6 protein-coding genes are annotated in these 18,960 nt (G+C 55.1%); 3 read left to right on the forward strand and 3 right to left on the reverse strand.

Translation table 11 applies throughout. From position 1 onward, the window contains the following. Positions 1 to 724 precede the first annotated feature (724 nt). Together MXE39_RS03945 and MXE39_RS03950 are read left to right on the forward strand one after the other, a co-directional pair. Positions 725 to 2,554, forward strand: a complete 1,830-nt coding sequence (locus tag MXE39_RS03945; RefSeq protein WP_246977438.1) for a diguanylate cyclase — start codon at positions 725 to 727, stop codon at positions 2,552 to 2,554. 350 nt (positions 2,555 to 2,904) lie between these two features. Continuing rightward, entirely contained in the window at positions 2,905 to 4,935 is a 2,031-nt protein-coding gene (locus MXE39_RS03950) for a diguanylate cyclase (protein WP_246977439.1), read from the forward strand. Positions 4,936 to 5,316: 381 nt separating this feature from the next. Here MXE39_RS03950 and MXE39_RS03955 read toward each other — a convergent pair whose 3' ends face one another. Next, the gene (locus MXE39_RS03955; protein WP_246977440.1) at positions 5,317 to 6,012 is read right to left on the reverse strand and encodes an HAD-IA family hydrolase; all 696 of its coding nucleotides are present in this window, start codon (positions 6,010 to 6,012) and stop codon (positions 5,317 to 5,319) included. 845 nt (positions 6,013 to 6,857) lie between these two features. Further along, on the reverse strand, positions 6,858 to 7,835 hold the full coding sequence (rluC, locus tag MXE39_RS03960) for a 23S rRNA pseudouridine(955/2504/2580) synthase RluC (protein ID WP_246977441.1): 978 nt from the start codon (positions 7,833 to 7,835) through the stop codon (positions 6,858 to 6,860). Positions 7,836 to 11,715: 3,880 nt separating this feature from the next. Here rluC and MXE39_RS03965 point away from each other — a divergent pair. Next, positions 11,716 to 16,632, forward strand: a complete 4,917-nt coding sequence (locus MXE39_RS03965) for an Rne/Rng family ribonuclease (RefSeq protein ID WP_246977450.1) — start codon at positions 11,716 to 11,718, stop codon at positions 16,630 to 16,632. Between the two features lie 580 nt (positions 16,633 to 17,212). On the opposite strand, the gene MXE39_RS03970 is transcribed toward MXE39_RS03965, so the two are convergent. Next, positions 17,213 to 18,016 (reverse strand): inositol monophosphatase family protein, encoded by an 804-nt coding sequence (locus MXE39_RS03970; RefSeq protein WP_246977442.1) that lies wholly within the window; start codon positions 18,014 to 18,016, stop codon positions 17,213 to 17,215. Positions 18,017 to 18,960 lie beyond the last annotated feature (944 nt).

Consider the following 18,960-nt stretch of genomic DNA (forward strand, 5'->3'; position numbering starts at 1 on the left):
GCAGTATTTTTAACAGCATGCTCAATCCAGCGCTGCCACTGACAAGTGCATGGACTGGATATCAGCTCTTAACAGTATTAGCCAGTGTTGCTCGCCTACGGGACTTACAGCCACATGCGACCAGTATGCAGCGCATGTCCGGTGTCGGGCACTGTCTGCAAGGTGCAGTATGCGGCGCATGTCCGGTGTCAGGCACTGTCTGCCAGGTGCAGGGTGACAGTTTCATGGTGACAGGTGCACGGTGCAAGGTGGCATCAGCAATATGCAATGCCCCTTAAAGCACAGATCCCTGGTACCATACAGTAATGCAAATGCAGCCCGGCAAGATGCACAGCAGCAGCTGCCTGTGAGCCTCCCGGCCACACCGGTGAGTACATAGTGCAGCCGGCGCGAAGAGCCGTCCTGCCAGGGACCAGACTGGGCGCATGCCTGCCACGCATATGCGGGTGCAGCCATATGAGCTGAAAAGCTCATAAAGCATATGGGGCAGGTGAGTAACACTGAAACTTTTGAAACTTTCTGACTGTACCGCCAGACACCATGCCAGGCTGTGCAGCAGCGTTAACATTGATTTGATCTTTGACCGGAGGACATTGCTCCGGCAGAGATGACTTCCTTACTGCAGGTGGTTTTTTCCTTTCTGACAGGAAAGACCATTTGGCGAATTTGAAAGCGAGGGAGGCGCCATGCTCTGGTCATATGACCCTGGCAGCGCCGATTTTGTATGAAGACAGAAGTAAAACAGGGCATGAGAGCTCAATACAGCTTTGAGCGCAAAGTCAGCATTCCTGGCTTTGGTCTGTATGTTGTAGACCGCAAGGCTATCTTCATTGATGCCAATGCTGCCTCCATGCTCAGCATCGGCCCTGAGTTTGCCGGTCGCTGGATGTCGCCGCGTGCCCTGCTGCGCCCTTTTGGCCTTAAAGTTATCCATAAAGCCTTTGCCTATGTCCGTACCCTCAAGGACGCCAAGAATGATCCAGAGGCTGCGCTTGAGCTGTGCATGGCACGCCGCCTGCGCCGTGGTGTGCACAACAGCGGTCTTGAGGCCCCGGATGAAGAAGAGCTGCGTATTGAGCGTGAGCTTCAGGAAAAGCATGCCCATCAGCTGGCCAGGATAAAGTCAGCCCCGGCTGAACATGCCCCTAACGGCTGGATTGATACCTTAAGCTCAAATGGCCTGTCCGTTAATTCCCCTGCTCCTAAGACAGCCCCTACCAACTCAGGCACTCTGTCTGGTGCACCAGTAGTAGCATTTGGTACTGATCCTTTCAGCGGTAAGACCAGTACCCCAGCCATGTCCATGCACAGTGCCAATGCTGCCATTGACGCATATGATGTTCAGCGCCGTAATCAGCGATCCACAAAGCGCAGCGGCAAAAGCAGTGGTGATGACTCATTCGTTCCAAGCCTGTCAGGCCGTCACTCCTGTGACAGCGCCTCTTTTGCCATTGTGCTCAGCCATGGAGAGCTGGCCGGAACCAAGCTTTACATCAAGCTCAATGCCCTTTTTGCCAACGGCAGGCTCAGCCATATCAATGTCACAACTACCCGTGTGGCATCGTACCTCTTTGAGCTTATCCCTCATGCCGTAACTGACAGTGCCTCATTTGACTGGTTTGTCCCTACAGGTGAATGCATCTTTGGTTCAAACTACTATGAGCTGCTGGGATATCATCCAAATGATGCCAAGGTTCCTTTTATAAAGCGTCAATGGCAGCAGAATGTAGTTCATCCTGACGATGTTGAGACCCTGCGCAAGGAAAATATCCTGATCAAGTCTGAGGAAGTGGGCAACAGCTTTGAATTTCTGTACCGCTCACGCTGCCGCGACGGCTCCTACATCTGGACCAAATCCATAGGCATGGCAGTAGCACGTGATAACCGCAAACATGCCTCCCGTATTCTGGGCATCAATATCGACATCAACCGCGTTATTCAGGGCTATGAACAACTGCAGAGCAAGGTGTTTACCGACATTCTCACCGGACTGCGCAACCGTACTTACCTGATTGCCCACATGGAGGAATTTATCCATGAGGCAACCCGCCCTCTGACCATTCTTTTTGCTGACGTCACTGCCCTTAAGGCCTATAACGACTACCTTGGTCATGCTGTAGGCGACCGTCTGCTGTGCTCTGCCACCATCATGCTGCAAAACTGCATGGAGCGTGAGCATGAATGCATTCGCATCAGTGGTGATGAGGTTGTGTGTATTCTGCAGGGCTGTGATGAAGAAGAGGCCGCTGTTATTGAAAAGCGTGTTGAAGCTGCAGTAACTGAATATAACGCTCTGGCTCCGGTACGTATGCCGGTATTCTTCAGCGTAGGCACCCGCACCATCGACCTTACAGCCTTTGCCGGTCGTAAGCTTGATGAGGGTGACCGCAATGAAGCCATGGGCATGTTCTATCAGGCCATTCAGGAGGCAGACAGCCTCATGCAGGTCAACAAGAAGCGTAATCACGACGAACACTACAAAATGGTCCGTGCCTATATCGAAAACTCACTCAAGCAGAAGATAGACATGACCGATAAGCGCCTCTTTGCGTAAAATTACCTATGGCAGCGCCCGCCCGCCAGCAAAGCCCCTGCCTGACGGCAGGCTCTGCTGATACACTGCGCCGCCACGGCGCTCAGCCCGCAGCGCTACACCGCGCCGCCACGGGCTCTGCCCGCAGCGCTGCACCGCGCCGCCACATGCCAGCCCGCGCTGCGCATGGCAGTGCATGTCCATGAATGCAGTGCCAGGCTGTGCCTGACGTCTACGGACAGCACCGCAGCCGTCCATGCGCCCGCCCACGATTTGCTATACATATTGAGCCCCTCAGGGGCTCAATTGTTAACTGCCCTGTCATCGCCCAGATTTCAGGGCCGGTTTTTACCTCTGGATAGACTATCCCTATGACCGACAATGTAGATACCTCAGATCACAGCGCTGAACAAAACTCTGCAGCCTCGTCAGGACAGCAGGACAATACTGCAGCTGCAGTGGAGCAGACAAAGAGCGAAAGCCGCAGCCTTTCGCGCAAGAATGTCTCCTATGCTGTCGCCCATAACACCTTCCCATATGCCCGACTTCAGGGCCACTGGGTCTATGACGGCAATTCTGACAGCTTCCTTATGGACGAGATCTGCGCGGCCTGTATGGGCAAGACCGAGTATCACAAATGGTATCCAGTACCAGAGGTTATCTGCCACGTTTCGGCATTTGATACCGCACGTTTTGCCATGAACATGCGTCAGAACGTGCTCGGTGACGTGATTTTTGAAAGAATCACCATGATCTCTGGCCCTTATGAGGGTGAGACCTTTATCATTCAGGGATCTGTGCTTGAGCGTGATGAAACCGGTCAGGCTATATGGGCTACAGGTTACATGTCCCACGAGTCCAGCCCGCACTCTGAATTTATCCCGCGTGAGATGTCAGGTGACGGCATGTACATGTGGGAAGGTCTTGAGGGCAATATCGTATGCTCTGCCTCCATGCACGCCATGCTGGGTCTTACTGAAGAAGAGTTCCCAAAGACTCTGGCTGATCTGGTCGAAACTCTGGTCCATCCAGACGATAACGACTTCTTTCTGGTGCTCCGTCAGATCAAGCTTTCTCCTCAGTATGGTGACTACTTTGAAAGCTGCATGCGTCTGCGCCACAAAAATGGCGAATATATCTGGGCTATCTGCCGTGGCCTGGTGCAGGAGCGTAATGAGGATGGTATTGCCATTCGTGGCATTGGCTCGGTAACCAATATCAATCTGGTACAGAGCAGCTTTGATAACATCAAGCTCATGATGTTTACCGACTCACTGACAGGTCTGCACAACCGAAACTTCTTCCAGCAAAATGCCATGCGCTACGAAGAAGAGGAGTATCAGCCTGTATCCATCATCTTCATTGATGTCTCCGGCCTCAAGCTGACCAATGATATTCTTGGTCACAGCCATGGCGACTATCTGCTAATCAAGACCCGTGACATCATCCACGATGCTGTAAAGCGCGTTAACTCAGCTGATTACATACGCTTTAAGAAGGCTCATGAAGCCGTTGCCTCAGTCAACGATCAGCTCTCCTCTAAAGACAGATCAGTACCGGTACCACCAGACTATGGCGATCGTGACTTCTATGAGCCTCTGTGCTCCAGCCCTCTGTGCAGCTATCACCGCAGTCTTCTGGAAAAGGTAAGGCAGGAAGCAGAGCAGCGGGTACGCGAGGAGCTTTCCCGCAGTGGCACCAGCACCTCAGCTCTTGCTCCATCCGTTACCAGCCGTGCAGCTCTGACTCCAGAGGAGGGCACTACTGTAGTATCTGCTGATAAGGCCATCACTGCGGCAGACAATGCTGCAGCAGTAACAGCCGGTGTCACTGTGGACAGCGAGGGCAGTTTTATCGTCAACGATACTGCCACTGCCATCAAAGAAGGCGCCATGCAGATTGCAGCTGGCAAGACCGGCACCACTGAGGAAGAGCGCAGTGGCAATATCAACACCGCCACAGCAAACAGTGCCGAAGAAGAAACCGATATTGAGATCCTGCGTCTTGCCGGTGACGAGTTCCTGGTCATCATTCCAAACTGCCCATCGGGCCGTGCCGAGGATATTGCCCTCGAGATTCTGCGCATTCGTGAGCAGACCAATTTCTACAATGAGACCGCCGTACCTCTTGAGGAAAGACCGGTACCAATCTGCTTTGGTATTGGCTGCGCCACCTGGGGTGAGAACGGCGAAGAGGACAGCCTCAAGCAGGTAATTGACCGTGCTGACGAGCGTATGCAGGTATGCAAGGACGAGCGCCGTGTCCACGACTACGAGGTACTGCGCCGTCACTTTGAGGCCAAGAAAGGCCGTCCAGTCTCCATGCGTGACGATCGCCGCGTCAAAATCATGAAGAGCCACGACGAAGCCCGCCGCGCCCGCGTCAGCAACATAATCTTCTAACCAGACCAGACCACACCAGAGATGCAGGCTAACCCCCGTCCACAGCTTGGTCTGTCCCTGCTCGGATAATCATTATTAAGCTCTCAAAGAGCGCTTAAACTGCAGCTGTATGCAGTTACATACAAAGAGGCCCGCTGCCATATGGCAACGGGCCTCTTTTGTTTTGGATGATATGAACAGGAATTTTAGCCTGCTCTTTATCAACTTGCAGACATTACTTTTTGTTTTATAAAGTATTTCTTAGATAAAGGAGACTGCCCTGATTTTGACTCCGGACTGAGGGGGTTATGGTTCCAAAGCCAGGTTTTGCCAGGCTTTACCTTGCATGCCCTGGGCAAGGTGTGTTTTCATGCTGACTTGACTGGTGGCTGGTCAGATGATTCAGGGGCAGATGTATTTGAGGATATCGGTTGCTTTTGGCAGGATAAACTCTGTGTCCAGGTCATCAAAAGCATAGTAGTCGCAGGCTCCAGTCAGGACAGCCAGCTCGTGGGCACCGGCATTGCGCAGCATCTGGATGTCCAGGACGGCATCTCCCACACCAATAATCCTGTCGACCGGGGTGCCTGACCTGGCTGAAATCAGATTAATCATGGCCGGGCTTGGCTTGGACTCACAGTCGTCACCGGTGCAGATTACACTGAAATACTGTTTGAGCTCAGGTACGTCAACAAAGAGTCTGTCTACACCTACTTTTGATTTACCTGAGGCAATAGCCAGCTCATAGCCGTGGTCCTTGAGTGCAGCGAGCATGTCCAGAGTGCCATCAAAGAGTCTGGTTACGTTGATATCCTTGCTTACAGCAAAAGTATCACGGTACAGCTGAGTCACCTCGGCTGCCAGGCGCTCGTCAGTCGGATCTGGCAACAGGCTTTTGATGCCCAGGTACAGGGACATGCCAATAGTGCCTTTGACAGCCTCAGCTGAAGGCACAGGCAGGCCGCAATGGCTGAAAGTGCGGGTAAAGCACAAAATGATCTGATCGATGCTGTCAGTTAAAGTGCCATCTACATCAAAGGCAATCAGCCTGACATTGCTCATCTGCTCTTTCAGGCCATCATCAAATTTCAGTGTCACGGAATTTTTCCTGTAATTGGGTTACATCAGGAAGCCAGATGCCGGTGAAGCCGGTATCACATGTGCTGGTATTGCCCCCTGCTCAGCTCAATGGGCTTGCCATACTTCTGAGCGTTTTTCATACCGTCCTGAGACCGTAATGACTCAGGCTGTCATAGAGTGGCAAAGCAAGGCAGGCTCTGAGCTATCCATAATGGCTGTACCATCTGGACTTAATGCAGCTGCCATAACCATGCATGTACAGCTGAGCTCTATGATAACAGGCTGACTGAGCTTTGCTCCATATTGAAATACGCTGGCCATACAGTGGACAGCTCACGCACTTGCCATACCTTACTGCATCTGATTGGCAAATGGGCATTCCTGCCTTTGCCTGACTGCATGTGACCGGCTGCCTGTGCATGACAGCATGTGACTGACTATGCCTTCCTGACTGTACACGACTACCTGTGACTGACTATGCCCTCCTGACCGTACATGACTGCCTGTGCCTTCCTGACTGTGCATGACTGCCTGTGCATGACAGGCAAGGCTCATTGCCCGAGCGTTGCAGTAAAACTCAGAAGGCCTGAGCTCATGTGGTAATGGGATGTGGTCATGGCTATAGCCATATACTGACAGAGCCCCTGCTGTTATCAAAATAAGGGCTTGAGATACTTTTCTGTACTCTACTTACAACACGGGCCAGTGCGGATTATCCGAACTGGCCCGAGGTTTAACAGCACCAGGTGCAGTTGCTGAGGGTGCGTCCCTGGACTGTCTGGCTGGCAGCAGTGCTCAGCCGGTTATGTGCTGGAAAAGCGATAGCTGGATGCTGCTCCTGATTTGGAGATAGGGGTGCGTGGTTAGCTGTCAGTGCGGGAGCGCAGAGTAGCAAGGACAGCCTCAAGCTCAGGAGGCAGCGGGGCCTCGACCTTCTGGACGCGGTCGGTGGCCGGATCGATAAAGCTGACACGGAAGGCATGGAGGAACATGCGATGCATGCCCAGGCTCTTGAGCCATGCGTTGAACTGACGGTCACCGTATTTGTCGTCTCCGCCTACAGGGTGTTTGACGTAGGCTGAGTGGACACGAATCTGGTGAGTACGTCCTGTGTGCGGCATGGCGGCCATGAGAGTGGCGTCTGCGCCAAAGCTCTCAACAATGTCATAGCCTGTTGAGGATGGAGCACCTTCTTTGAAGTTTACCTCAACCATACGTTCACCCGAGCGCAGCTCGTTTCTTACCAGAGGAGCGTTAACCAGGTTAACCTTGCGGTCCCACTTGCCAGGCACCAGGGTAAGGTAGCGCTTTTTCACTACGCGGTTACGGAACTGCTCATGCAGATTACGCAGAGCTGAGCGGCGCCTGGCAATAATCAGAGCGCCTGAGGTTTCACGGTCCAGACGGTGGGCAAGCTCCAGGAAGCTTTCCTGAGGATAAAGGGCGCGCATGGCTTCGATAAGACCAAACTCAATACCCGAGCCACCATGAGCTGCAAGACCGGCTGGCTTGTCCACGACAATCAGCAGCTCATTTTCAAAGAGAATACGGTTTTTGAGGTCCTGGACCAGATGCAGATTGGATGATGGAATGGTTACCGGACCGGTGCTTACTCTTAACGGAGGCACACGAATCTCGTCACCGGCCTTAATCTTGTAGGATGGCGAGACACGGCCCTTGTTAACTCTGACCTCACCACGACGCAAGATACGGTAGATCATGCTGCGTGGTACGCCTTTGAGTACACGGGCCAGGTAGTTATCAAGGCGCTGACCGTCATCATCATCACTGGCGGTGCGGTATGTAACCTTAAACTGTTCCTGATTTTCTGACTGTGCCATTACCGTCCTCATTATCTTATGCCGAGCTCCTAAGGGCTGCACTTACAGCGCTTCCCTGACTGCCTGCAGCTGGTAACTGCAGGGCTGTGCCATGCACCCGCTGGCGGTGCACCCGCCTGCGGTGCACCCTTTGGCAGTACCCCCGATGGTAGCGCACCATTTGGCAGTGCATCCTTTGGGCTCATGCTATATGTGCCTGAATACAGCCTCCCGGCTGTGGCTGAAAAACTTTACTGTGCCTGCCTGGAACTGATTCTTGCGGCGCTGCAAAGCAGAGCGGCCTGTAGCAGATCTCAGGGGCTGAAAAGTTTCGTAAACGGCATATTTTAGCAAACTAAGCCCACTCACTCCACTGACTTGCCGGTCATTATTGTCAGCTTCAGCCAGCTCAGTTGACCATGTTTGTATCCATACATGTCATTGCGTCTTATGTATGCCGCGCATACAGGCTATGTATTGCTTTCGTATGCTCTTTTAAAGCCTGTCTGCTCTCCTGCATCTACTGTAAGACTTTGTGATGTCTTGCTCATGGCACACGGCTTATTACCTGGCATGGCCTGCAGCTGGTTACCAGCCCTGATGCGTGCCAAGTTTCTGGCCACAGGCATGGACGGGACTGGGCCGTATTGTGAGATTTAGGCATGGAAGGAAGAAAGGCCTCACTGCAGGAGGCCGGATGACTTACAGCCGTCCTGCTGGCGGACAGCATGGTGGCGTCCATCTTGTGGCGGCTTGCCTGCTGGCAGGAATGCTTGCTGCCGGACTGATTGCTGTCGGACAGGCTGGTGGCGGCCTGATTGCCGCCTGCCAGGGGGAGCGGTGAGCTGGCTTTCTGGCCGCACGAGGTGGCGACGGCAGCCATTTGGCTGCCATGGCATGACAGAGGCTGGCGGGCTGGTGAAAAGTTCTGTGGCATCGGTGCGGCCGATGCTGGCTGGGATATGAGGCAAAGCCCCTGGTTTATTGCGGGGCGTCTAATGCGGCATGTCTTGTTGCAGACTGGCCTTTGTTAGATAATAGCAGTCGTTATGGCCGGATTAACCATGGGGCTTTTAATCGTGCCCTCGTCAGTCCAGCCAGTGCGCTCTGTATGGCACTGCCATACGTCGCCAAAGACTGTCAGTCTGTGCATTTTTGATTGACTGGCAGAGAGGCACAGTCCGGACACCTGCTGTCCTGCTTTCTGTGCTGCAGACTCCCCTTTCTGGGAGTGCCGGTATCAGCCTTTACTTTCCTGATGACATCCGGTGCTCTGACTGATTCAGGGCTGCAGACAGACGCTACAGTTAAGGAACACCTCCGGCAACCTGCTCTGCCTGCAACGGGATAAGCCCGGGATATGCAGCCCGGCCGGTTACCACATCCCAAAAGCACGACCATCAGCTTAACTTTACCCTCATCACAGTAGCATGACTGATAAGGCCAGCTCCTTTCAGTCATCGAAAATGCCCCCTCTTACCTTCTGGTCTGAGGTATGCTGCCCTGCTGTACTGGCTGCAAAACCTGTGGCAGTGTCCAGGCGGCACAGGCTGTAAGGCCCAGGCATGCGGCCCCGCCGCAGCAGTGATGCCGGTATGTTTCAGTTCTGCTCTTCTGGTTTTGCTGCTACCTGTAATGGCCCTGCCTCCTTACTCTGACCTTGCCTCACTTTGCTGCAATGTCATGAGCATGCTGAGGTCAGTTGCCCGGTACAGCTGCTTTTGCCCTTTTGTGCCCTGCCGTCCTTGTACTGCCCGCCCTTTATTTCCGGCCCTGGGAACTGCCCGTTATACCTGCGAACAAATCAGCAACGCCATTATTGCCTGCGGCTGCAGCCACTGCTGCCAGACAGTAATCTGCCCTTGCCCGCCTGGCTTTACCGGTAAAGACCATGGATGAGCCTGCCCTCATGACCGCCCAGTGCCGTCAGATGTGCCGCCTCCCTGGTCATTTATCCTCAATGGTAAACCCTGGCCGACTGCAGAAATTGCTTTAACAAGCCGTGCCTGCATATGCCGATATATGGCACTGTATGCCACTTTAAGGCATAAAGTTATGGCCGCGTCTGATAATCTCGCCCCTGTTATACCGCAAAGCATGCCCCCTGCGGGCATCGATGCTGCTGCTCAATTAATCAGCAGACAGCCAATTGACGGTAATAATCATCAATGCCGCCCGGCTGGAGCAGTCCCTGTCTCTTAACCCAGCAGGCTCTGCAACCCCCGGTATGGAATGACTTTCAAGTAGCGATAAAGAGTCGACACGGTGGCTCTTTCAGGCCCCCTCTTCCCAGAAGATAAGGCGCGCCTGTCAGTGCTTATTCCAACAATCAATACTTTTACAGGATCAGAAATACTTCAGCGTACGTAACCGTATATGCATGAGGCCTGCGCCCTGAGCGCAGTGCAGCAGTCCCCGCTTTCAGGTCAGGACTGCAGCCGTGTGCCTGTCAGGGCGCCCGACCTTGTCTTACGAACAAATTCCTGCCTGTCAACTGTACCTGAGCATGTCTGTCTCAATCCCGGCCCTGAGGCCGCATTTTCATGACAGCAGCGACTTATGGTATCTGACATCCCTGCAGGATCTTAAGCTGCCGCCTTACAGCATCGGCCTGTGCCTGTGCACTGACGCGCCAGCAACAGATTCATAATGTCAGGTCATCCAGTTTTACGTGCTGGCTGCCTGTCATGCTCCACTTTGCGCCACTGGCTCAGGCCGCTGGCAACGGGCTCAGCCCCCGGGCATGTCCTTTTGATGAGCATTATGACTCTGCTTCGTGATGACCATGGTCTGGTAAATCCGGCTCTCCACTGCAACGGCAGTCGCCAGCTTTCCATATATCCAGTCTTATAACCGTGCCCTCTGGCACATATGCCTTTATTCACTGCTGCACTGCCCGGCACCAGCCAGGCAAATGCAGCTAAGAGCAGGGAGCCGCTCCTGCATACCAGTGCAACTGCGCACCTGTGCGCCTGCCGCTCCCAACCTCAGCAAAGAGCCTGAGGCTGATAACAACCAGTTACGCTGTGCTATTACCGTGATATGTCATGAGTGCACATTAAAGCTGACAGATCTGTGCAGCCTCAGGCCCTGAGCACTGTCTGGACGGCATGCCGTTCAGCATAAACAACCATACATAATTTAACTGACCAGAGTGTTGCAGACCTGATGGCAGGCCCCATTGCGGATGTGCTTTCAGACCGGGCCCTGCAGCACCTGCCCCACACTCATACACTCAGACAGCCTTTTAACGGCTGCCTGACAGCTAACAGTTCAGGCAGGCGGCATGCAGGCCAGTCATGGCTGCGTCAGCCTGCCTGCGGGAATACAGAAAATACCTCCAGCTATGCCGTGAGCTGAGCCATCTCAGCCCGGGCAGCTATTACAGTCACAGACCGGCATGCCGGGCATGGCTGCATCAGCGCCTGCGCGCAGCTGGGCACTTTCTGTATCAGCCCTGACGGCACCAGTACCGAAGACCTCAAGGTCTCAGGTTCTGTGCCTGCAGGCCTGAGTGCGCATCCAGTACACGTGCGTACCGTCCTCTGACTGGCTGCCTGAGTGCTGTTAGCACCCAGGGCTGTTTCATAGCCTGACTGGTCTGTTGAATATTGCAGCCGTGCCGTGCGTGCCTTTCCGGCACAGTGCGGTGCATGGCCCATCCTTGGCCTGACCTGGCCGGGCTGGCCTTTGGGCCATGCCGGTGCCAGCGACGCTCTGCTCAGGTCTGCCGGGGCCTGCTTATTGTGTGGTGGTTATTGAGGTTGCTTTTTGGATGTGGGATAAGGGCCTGTGAGCATGTGGGACGGCTTTGATGGCTGGCATGCAGGGATATGCCTGGGGACTGAGTTCTGATCTCTGAAGGAAGGATTGCCGTATAAGGATCTTTTCCGTGAAAAGAATGCTTATCAACGCCACGCAAGAAGAAGAAGTGCGTGTCGCCCTTGTCGATGGTAATAAGCTTTATGACCTCGACATTGAATCCCCACAGCATGCCAACAAGAAGGCCAATATCTACAAGGGTGTAATTACCCGTATTGAGCCAAGTCTTGAGGCTGCCTTTGTTGACTATGGCGTTGAGCGCCATGGCTTCCTGCCAATTAAGGAAATTGCCCGTGAATACTATCCTGAAGGCACTGACTTCAGCGATCACGCTTCCTTAAAGACAGCTTTACGCGAGGGCCAGGAAGTTATCGTTCAGATTGAAAAAGAAGAACGTGGCCAGAAAGGCGCTGCCCTTACCACCTTTATCTCCCTTGCCGGTTCCTACCTGGTATTAATGCCTAACAATCCGCGTGCCGGTGGTATTTCCCGCCGCATTGAGGGTGAAGAGCGTGCTGAAATCCGCGCTGCCTTCGAGGGTATCAACATTCCTCATGGCATGGGCGTGATTATCCGTACTGCCGGTGTAGGCAAGAGTGCCGAAGAGCTGTCCTGGGACCTCTCCATTCTTACCAAGCTCTGGGAAATGATCAGAAAGGCCGCCTCATCCAAGAAGGCTCCTTTCCTCATTCACCAGGAATCCAGCATTGCCATCCGCGCTATCCGCGACTATCTGCGTCCTGATATCGGCGAAATTCTGGTCGACAGCAAGGAAGTGTATGAGCACATTGTTCATCACATCAAGCTGGTGCGCCCTGAGTTCTCCGAGCGTGTACGCCTGTACCGTGGCGAAATCCCTCTGTTCTCCAAGTACCAGATTGAAAGCCAGATTGAATCTGCCTATCTGCGTGAGGTACGTCTGCCATCAGGCGGTGCCATTGTTATCGACCCAACCGAAGCTCTGACCTCCATCGACGTCAACTCAGCCAAGGCCACCAAGGGCGGTGACATTGAGGAAACAGCTCTGCAGACCAATATCGAGGCTGCTGAGGAAATTGCCCGTCAGCTGCGTCTTCGTGACGTAGGCGGTCTGGTTGTGATCGACTTTATTGACATGAGTCCGATCAAGAACCAGCGTGAGATTGAAAACCGCATGAGGGAAGCCTGCCGTCAGGATCGCGCCCGCATTCAGTTCTCCCGCATCTCCCGCTTCGGTCTGCTTGAGATGTCCCGTCAGAGACTGCGTCCATCTCTTGAAGAGTCCACCAGCCACGTATGTCCTATGTGTCAGGGCCAGGGTACCATTCGAGATACCGCGTCTTTGGCCTTATCGATCATGCGTCTGGTCGAGGAAGAAGCACACAAGGAGCACACAGGCGACGTCATGGCCTTTGCTCCCGTTGAGATTGCCACCTTCATTCTCAACAACAAGCGCCGTCAGCTCGAGGCTATCGAGAAGAATACCGGCATTAAGGTAACCGTAATCCCTGATCAGCACATGATGGCCCCAAGCTATGAGGTTCACCGTGTGCTCAACAGCGCCTCCAGCCTGCCTCTTGACTGCTCCAAGGACGACCCTACCGCAATTTTGCGTGAGCGCGCTTCCCGCGACCGTGCCAAGGTTCAGGAGACCATGCTGCGCCGTGAGTTTGCCGCCCGCAAACAGCAGCAGCCAGGCGCCCGTGAAACCCCTATGGTCTTCACTGAGGACATTACCCTCAACTCCCCTGCTCCTCACATGATTGATGAAAACAGCGATGATCCGCACACCATCAATCTCAAGAACAGCGAGCAGCCACGTGCCGGTAATGTGGTCATGAATGACGGCCGCATTGAGGTAAAGAACGGCAAGATCTTCTCCAAGATCTTCTCTTTCATTGGCAACCTCATTAAGGGTAATGACGCCCAGCAGACCCAGCCTGCCCGCGATCAGGACGCAGCTGCTGACAGCCGTGACCAGGCTGCCTCCGAGCGCACTGAGCGTAGTGATGGCCGCCGCAATGGCAGCTCACGCCGTAACGGTCAGAAGCGCCGCAATGAGCGTCCGGACCGCCAGGAGCGCGATCGCCGCAAGAGCGAGCGCTTTGAGCGTACCGAGCGTCAGAGCCGCAGCGAGCGTCCGGATCGTGCCGAGCGTCCAGAGCGCGGCGAACGCCCTGAGCGCGCCGAGCGCCAGGATCACGCCGAGCGTCCAGAGCGCAGCGAACGCCTTGAGCGCGCTGAGCGTCCTGAGCGCAGCGAGCGTCAGGATCGAGCCGAGCGCATGGAGCGCAACGATCGTCCTGAGCGTGATTCCATGGACCGCCCAGAGCGCAGCGAGCGCCCTGCACGTCAGGAACGCGGCGAGCGCCCAGAGCGCAGCGAACGTCCTGATCGCGACAGTGAGCGCCTTGACCGTCAGGACCGTTATGAGGCTGACAGCGCTTATGATCAGGATCGTGACAGCAGCGCAGCTGAGCGTGACGATTTTGAGCAGAGCCCACGTCAGGAACGCCGTTCCCGCAACAGTGCACGCGACGAGCGTAATGATCGTAGCGAGAGCTTTGAGGCCGAGGCTGATGAGACTCCAGTACGTGAGCGCCGTGAGCGTGGTGAGCGTGGCGAACGCTCTGAGCGTTCAGAGCGTGGTGAGCGCCGTCGTGAGCGCAGCCGCGATGACCGCCGCTCCCGCCGCTCTGAGCCACGTCAGTCAAAGAAAGTTCCTCTCAATGCCCGTACTCTTGGCTTCAACGATGCTGAAGTCTTTGACGTAGCCAGCATTACTGAGGTCAGAAACTTTGCCTTTGTTGAGGAAAATCTGACCTCTGCTCCTATGGGTGAGGGTCCGGACCATGAGGTTCCATTTGCCGGTGACATCACTGCCCGTACCTTTGAGGAAGGCCGTGAGTTCCGCAAGGCTGAAACCACTGGTGGTCTGCAGGAGGCTACCGTCTGTGCTGAGGTTGCTACCATAAGCGAGCCTGCCCCTGTAGAAATTATCTTCAGCATCGAGCATGAAGATCGTGACTGCGACTGCGGTGCCGACTTCGTCAAGGCTGAGCGCGCCGGTGGTCTGCATGCAGCCCTGCGTGTTGAGTGCTGTGAAGCCGCTCTGAGCATGGCTGATGAAGATGCCCAGGCCATGATGGACCAGCACTTCAACTCACGTCCACAGCCAGAGGCTGCCCAGCCTGGTGAGTTCGATCCACGTGGCCGTGAAAAGGCCCAGCTGGCACGCGCCCGCGCCAGCCTGCCACTGCCAGTGCAGAAGAACAGCGCCCAGTGCGAAGACCTGGCTGACGCCGGCGACAGCGCTGATGAAACCATTGCCGAGCGCAGCGATCGCCGCGAGCGCGCTGAACGTGGTGAACGCCAGGAGCGCGCTGATGGCTCAGGTCGCAGCCGTCGTGAGCGCAACCGCGCCGAGCGTGAAGAGGCCGATGCTGACAGCCGTGAGGCCGGTCGCGAAAGCCGTCGCTCCGAGCGCCGTCGTGAGCGTGGCGAAGATGAGCTTGACGCTCCGGAAGATGGTCGTCGCTCCCGTCGCTCCCGACGTCAGGAACGCGAGCGTGACGAGCGTGAGGCCGGCTCTGACGAGCTGCCGGCATTAAATGCTGAGGGTCAGGAGGGCCGCGCTGGCCGTAGCCGCCGCGAACGCAATGAGCCTGTTGCCAGTGATGATCTGGAGAACATGCTCAATGCCGCCCATCAGAGCTCCTTTATTGATGAGCTCGAGGGTGAGAGCGATGACGGACGTCCACGCAAGACCCGCAAGCAGGAGCGTGCTCAGAAGCAGCGCAAGGGCAAAGGCATGAGCGATCAGGCTTCAGGCCTTAATGACTGGCAAGGTGCTCAGGATCAGGTCAGCTGTGACACTTCAGATGACAGTGCCGCAGCAGCTGGCGCTGCCAGTGCAGGCGCTGCTCCAGCCGCCCCGGCCGATGGCCAGGGTCAGAGCACTGAAGAGCAGCCACGTGGTCGCAGACACATTTCTCAGGTCTATGAGGAAGTAGATGCTGACGACACCTCTGATGAGGTGGTGCCAGATGAGAGCCCATATGAGAAGTCCCGCCGCGTCTCTGACTTCTGGTCAGCTGATCGCAAGGATCGTCTGTCTGCCCGTTACGCCCGCGTAATGCGTGATGACAATACTGAAGAGCTTGATCAGGATGCCCGCACCCGCAACATCCGTTCAGCCATCACCGAAACTGTCTCCAGCTTTGACGATGCTTCAGTTCTGGACAGCACCTTAATTGACAGCCCACGCATGGCCCCGTCTCCAGCAGATGCCGGCGATGACCGTGAGGACATTATTGCTGCCAAGTTCAGATCCATCACCGCAAGCTCCTTTGACTATGATGAGGCTCTGTCTGACGTTGACACTGACGACCTGCCTGAATCACTGACTCACGGCAGCCGCGAAGCTGACAGCAATGACGCTGACAACGGCGCCGCCGACCAGCAGACCAGCGCTCCAGCCGATCAGTTTGCCGCTCAGGCAGATGAGCAGACTGCAGAGCAGCCAGTTGAGCATCCGGTAACCTCAGCTATTATTAATGCCCTGCCAGCTCAGCTGCGCCGCAAGCCACAGTCTGACAGCGATGCTGACACCGACGCCGACACCGACGTCGCCAGCGACGCCAGCACTGTTGCCGACTGCGACGCCAGCTGCGAGTCAGCCAGCGCCGCGAACAGCGAAGCCGAAAGCGAAGCTGTCAGCTCCGCTGAACATGCACAGGGCCAGGACCAGGTCCAGTACCCGGCTCCATCCATGGACCAGGACGGTGATCAGCCTCAGGCCGAAACTCAGGTCGAGACTCAGTCTGACAATCAGGCCGAGACTCAGGTGCAGGCCCAGGCTGACGCCGAGGCTGATGAGGAAGAAAGCCGTCGCAAGGACATGGAGGCATTTGCCAGCTTCCTTGCAGCCCCATCGGAAACAAAGAAGGATGAGGACGACTTTGCCCGCTCATTAAGCCAGGGCTACCAGCAGTTCAAGGACAAGTCCGACAACTGATGGCAAGTCTGCCCCTCAGGCAAATAAAACAGCGCTCCGGCCCTGAGGCCGTGAGCGCCTGAAACAGAAAAGGGAGGCCCCGCAAGGAGCCTCCCTTTTTTCATAACCGTAACGTCACGACTGACCGCCACAGAACAAACGTTTTCAAACCTGGCCCCACCAGGAGGCACCGCCCTCGTGGCATCATCCCCAGCCTTACGGCCACGGCCGCTCAGCCCAGGCAACGCGTCACAGGCACTGTGGCACCGGCTCAGCCTCACGGCCACGACCGCAGCGGCGCACAGCTGGTACCATGGCTGCCGGCCGTACTGGCGCCTTTATGGCCCGTAAACGGTTATCTGCACAGAGTCATACTGCCGCACAATGCCTTGCTGCAGCACAACGCATGGCTGCAACACAACGCCTGCCTGCCGCACAACGCCCGGCAGCAGCAGCGAGGCGGATTAAAGTGTCTGAAATGCGGACTGGCAGCGCCCGCTCATGTGATCTGGAGAGCTTTTACCAGGCCCGGAAATAACTAAGGCCATATGTTTATCATATGGCCTTGTTTTAACTGTTATCTTGCAGGTAATGCTAATGCTTAGCGCAGAATGCCTGGCAGGTTTGGAGCATCACACACCTTGGCCAGCAGATTCTGTACGATCTGAGGGTTACCGGAGACAATGTTACCGCTTTTGGTAAAGCCAGGACCACCGGCAAAGTCAGTGGCGATACCACCGGACTCGCGCAGAATCAGTTCGCCTGCAGTGAAGTCCCATGGCTTGAGGCCCTGCTCGAGGTAGGCATCATAACGGCCACAGGCAGCGTAGCACAGATCGAGGCTGGCGCTGCCGCTGCGACGAACGTCGGCACACTGGTTAATCAGGCGGGTGAAGAGCTCCATGTAGGCGTCAAGACGCTCACGGTAGCGGGTTGGGAAAGCAGTGCCCACAATGGCTCCGTCGATGGTCTTATGCTGACCGACACGGATACGGGTGCCATTTAAGGAAGCACCTTCGCCACGGGCAGCGCTGAACATCTCATCGCGGAAAGGATCAAATACTACACCCACGATGGTACGTCCCTTGTGCTGCAGACCGATGGAAACTGCACAGTGAGGGAGCCCCTTAACAAAGTTGGTAGTGCCATCAATAGGATCAATAACCCAGACGTACTCTGAGTCCTTGTTGCCCTGTAAACCACCCTCTTCACCGAGAATGGCGTGATCGCGATAGGACTTTAACAGCATTGATGAAATGGTGTTTTCACACTCACGATCGACATCAGTAACCAGATCATCCTTACGCTTCTCCTCTACGGAAAAGCCACCCTGATCGATTTTGCGGGCAATGACATTACCTGCTGCACGAGCTGCACGCTGTGCAATATTAAGCATTGGATGCATATTTCAAAGAGCTCTCTTGGTTAGACAAAAGTGCTTTATTATACAGACTTGCAAGCCTCACGGCCGCATTTTTTCAAAACTTTTTATCCCTTTCAATGTCTCCAGTCAGCACAAATCAGCCATTTGTGATCCCCCCACCACCCCCTATTTGCGCCCGAGCCCACACTCACAGCCGCCACAATCCCAAAACAGCCCGCTGCCTCATGGCCCAATAAGTGACCAGAAGACCACTGGCCCCCATCCTCATCCGCTGCCCCGCACATTGCCCCGGCCACGGCACTTGCCCTTAAGCCAGGGGCCAGGGCACTTGCCAATGAGCCCACCAAAATGGCAAATCCCAGTAGGCCGTCCTTATTCCCGGCGCCCGGCTGCCCAGCAGTCGCAAGGACCTCAATACAGCAAGCCCATACAGAATTTACGAACAGGCGCATATGCAACTGCAGGTACAGCTACCATCCCAGCATCCCCCGAAGAGCTAAGGCTCTGGGCCATCACAGGATCGGCACAGGATCGACTCATCATTCATGCTCAAGGAAAGGCTACAGGCCCACCCCTGTCCTGTCACTCAATACGTCCGGCCACACAATATGTACTGTAACAACCCGGACCATGCCTCTGTCTTTATCCCCTGAATCCCGTGAATACGCTGAACCCCATGAATCCCATGAAGCCCCTGAATACGCTCGATCCCCTGACTTACCATGGTTCTGTACTTTTATTTGCCCGGCTTATATCCCTCCCTGTCAGGACTCATGTTAAGGCTGGTGAGCTGGGCTAAAAGCAAGGACATCCCACTGTTCAGATAAATGCAGACGACAGCTGCAGGTGCCCCAGAGCGGCCCTGCCCTTGGGACCATGCAAAAGCTGTATTTTTGTCAGGAACAGCCAGGTACAAAAAGATGGCAGAAAAGCCATTTTATGCCTTTTGTCTGTGATTTCAGACA

The sequence above is a fragment of the Anaerobiospirillum sp. NML120511 genome, from assembly GCF_023050955.1.
In the GTDB taxonomy this organism is placed as follows: domain Bacteria; phylum Pseudomonadota; class Gammaproteobacteria; order Enterobacterales; family Succinivibrionaceae; genus Anaerobiospirillum.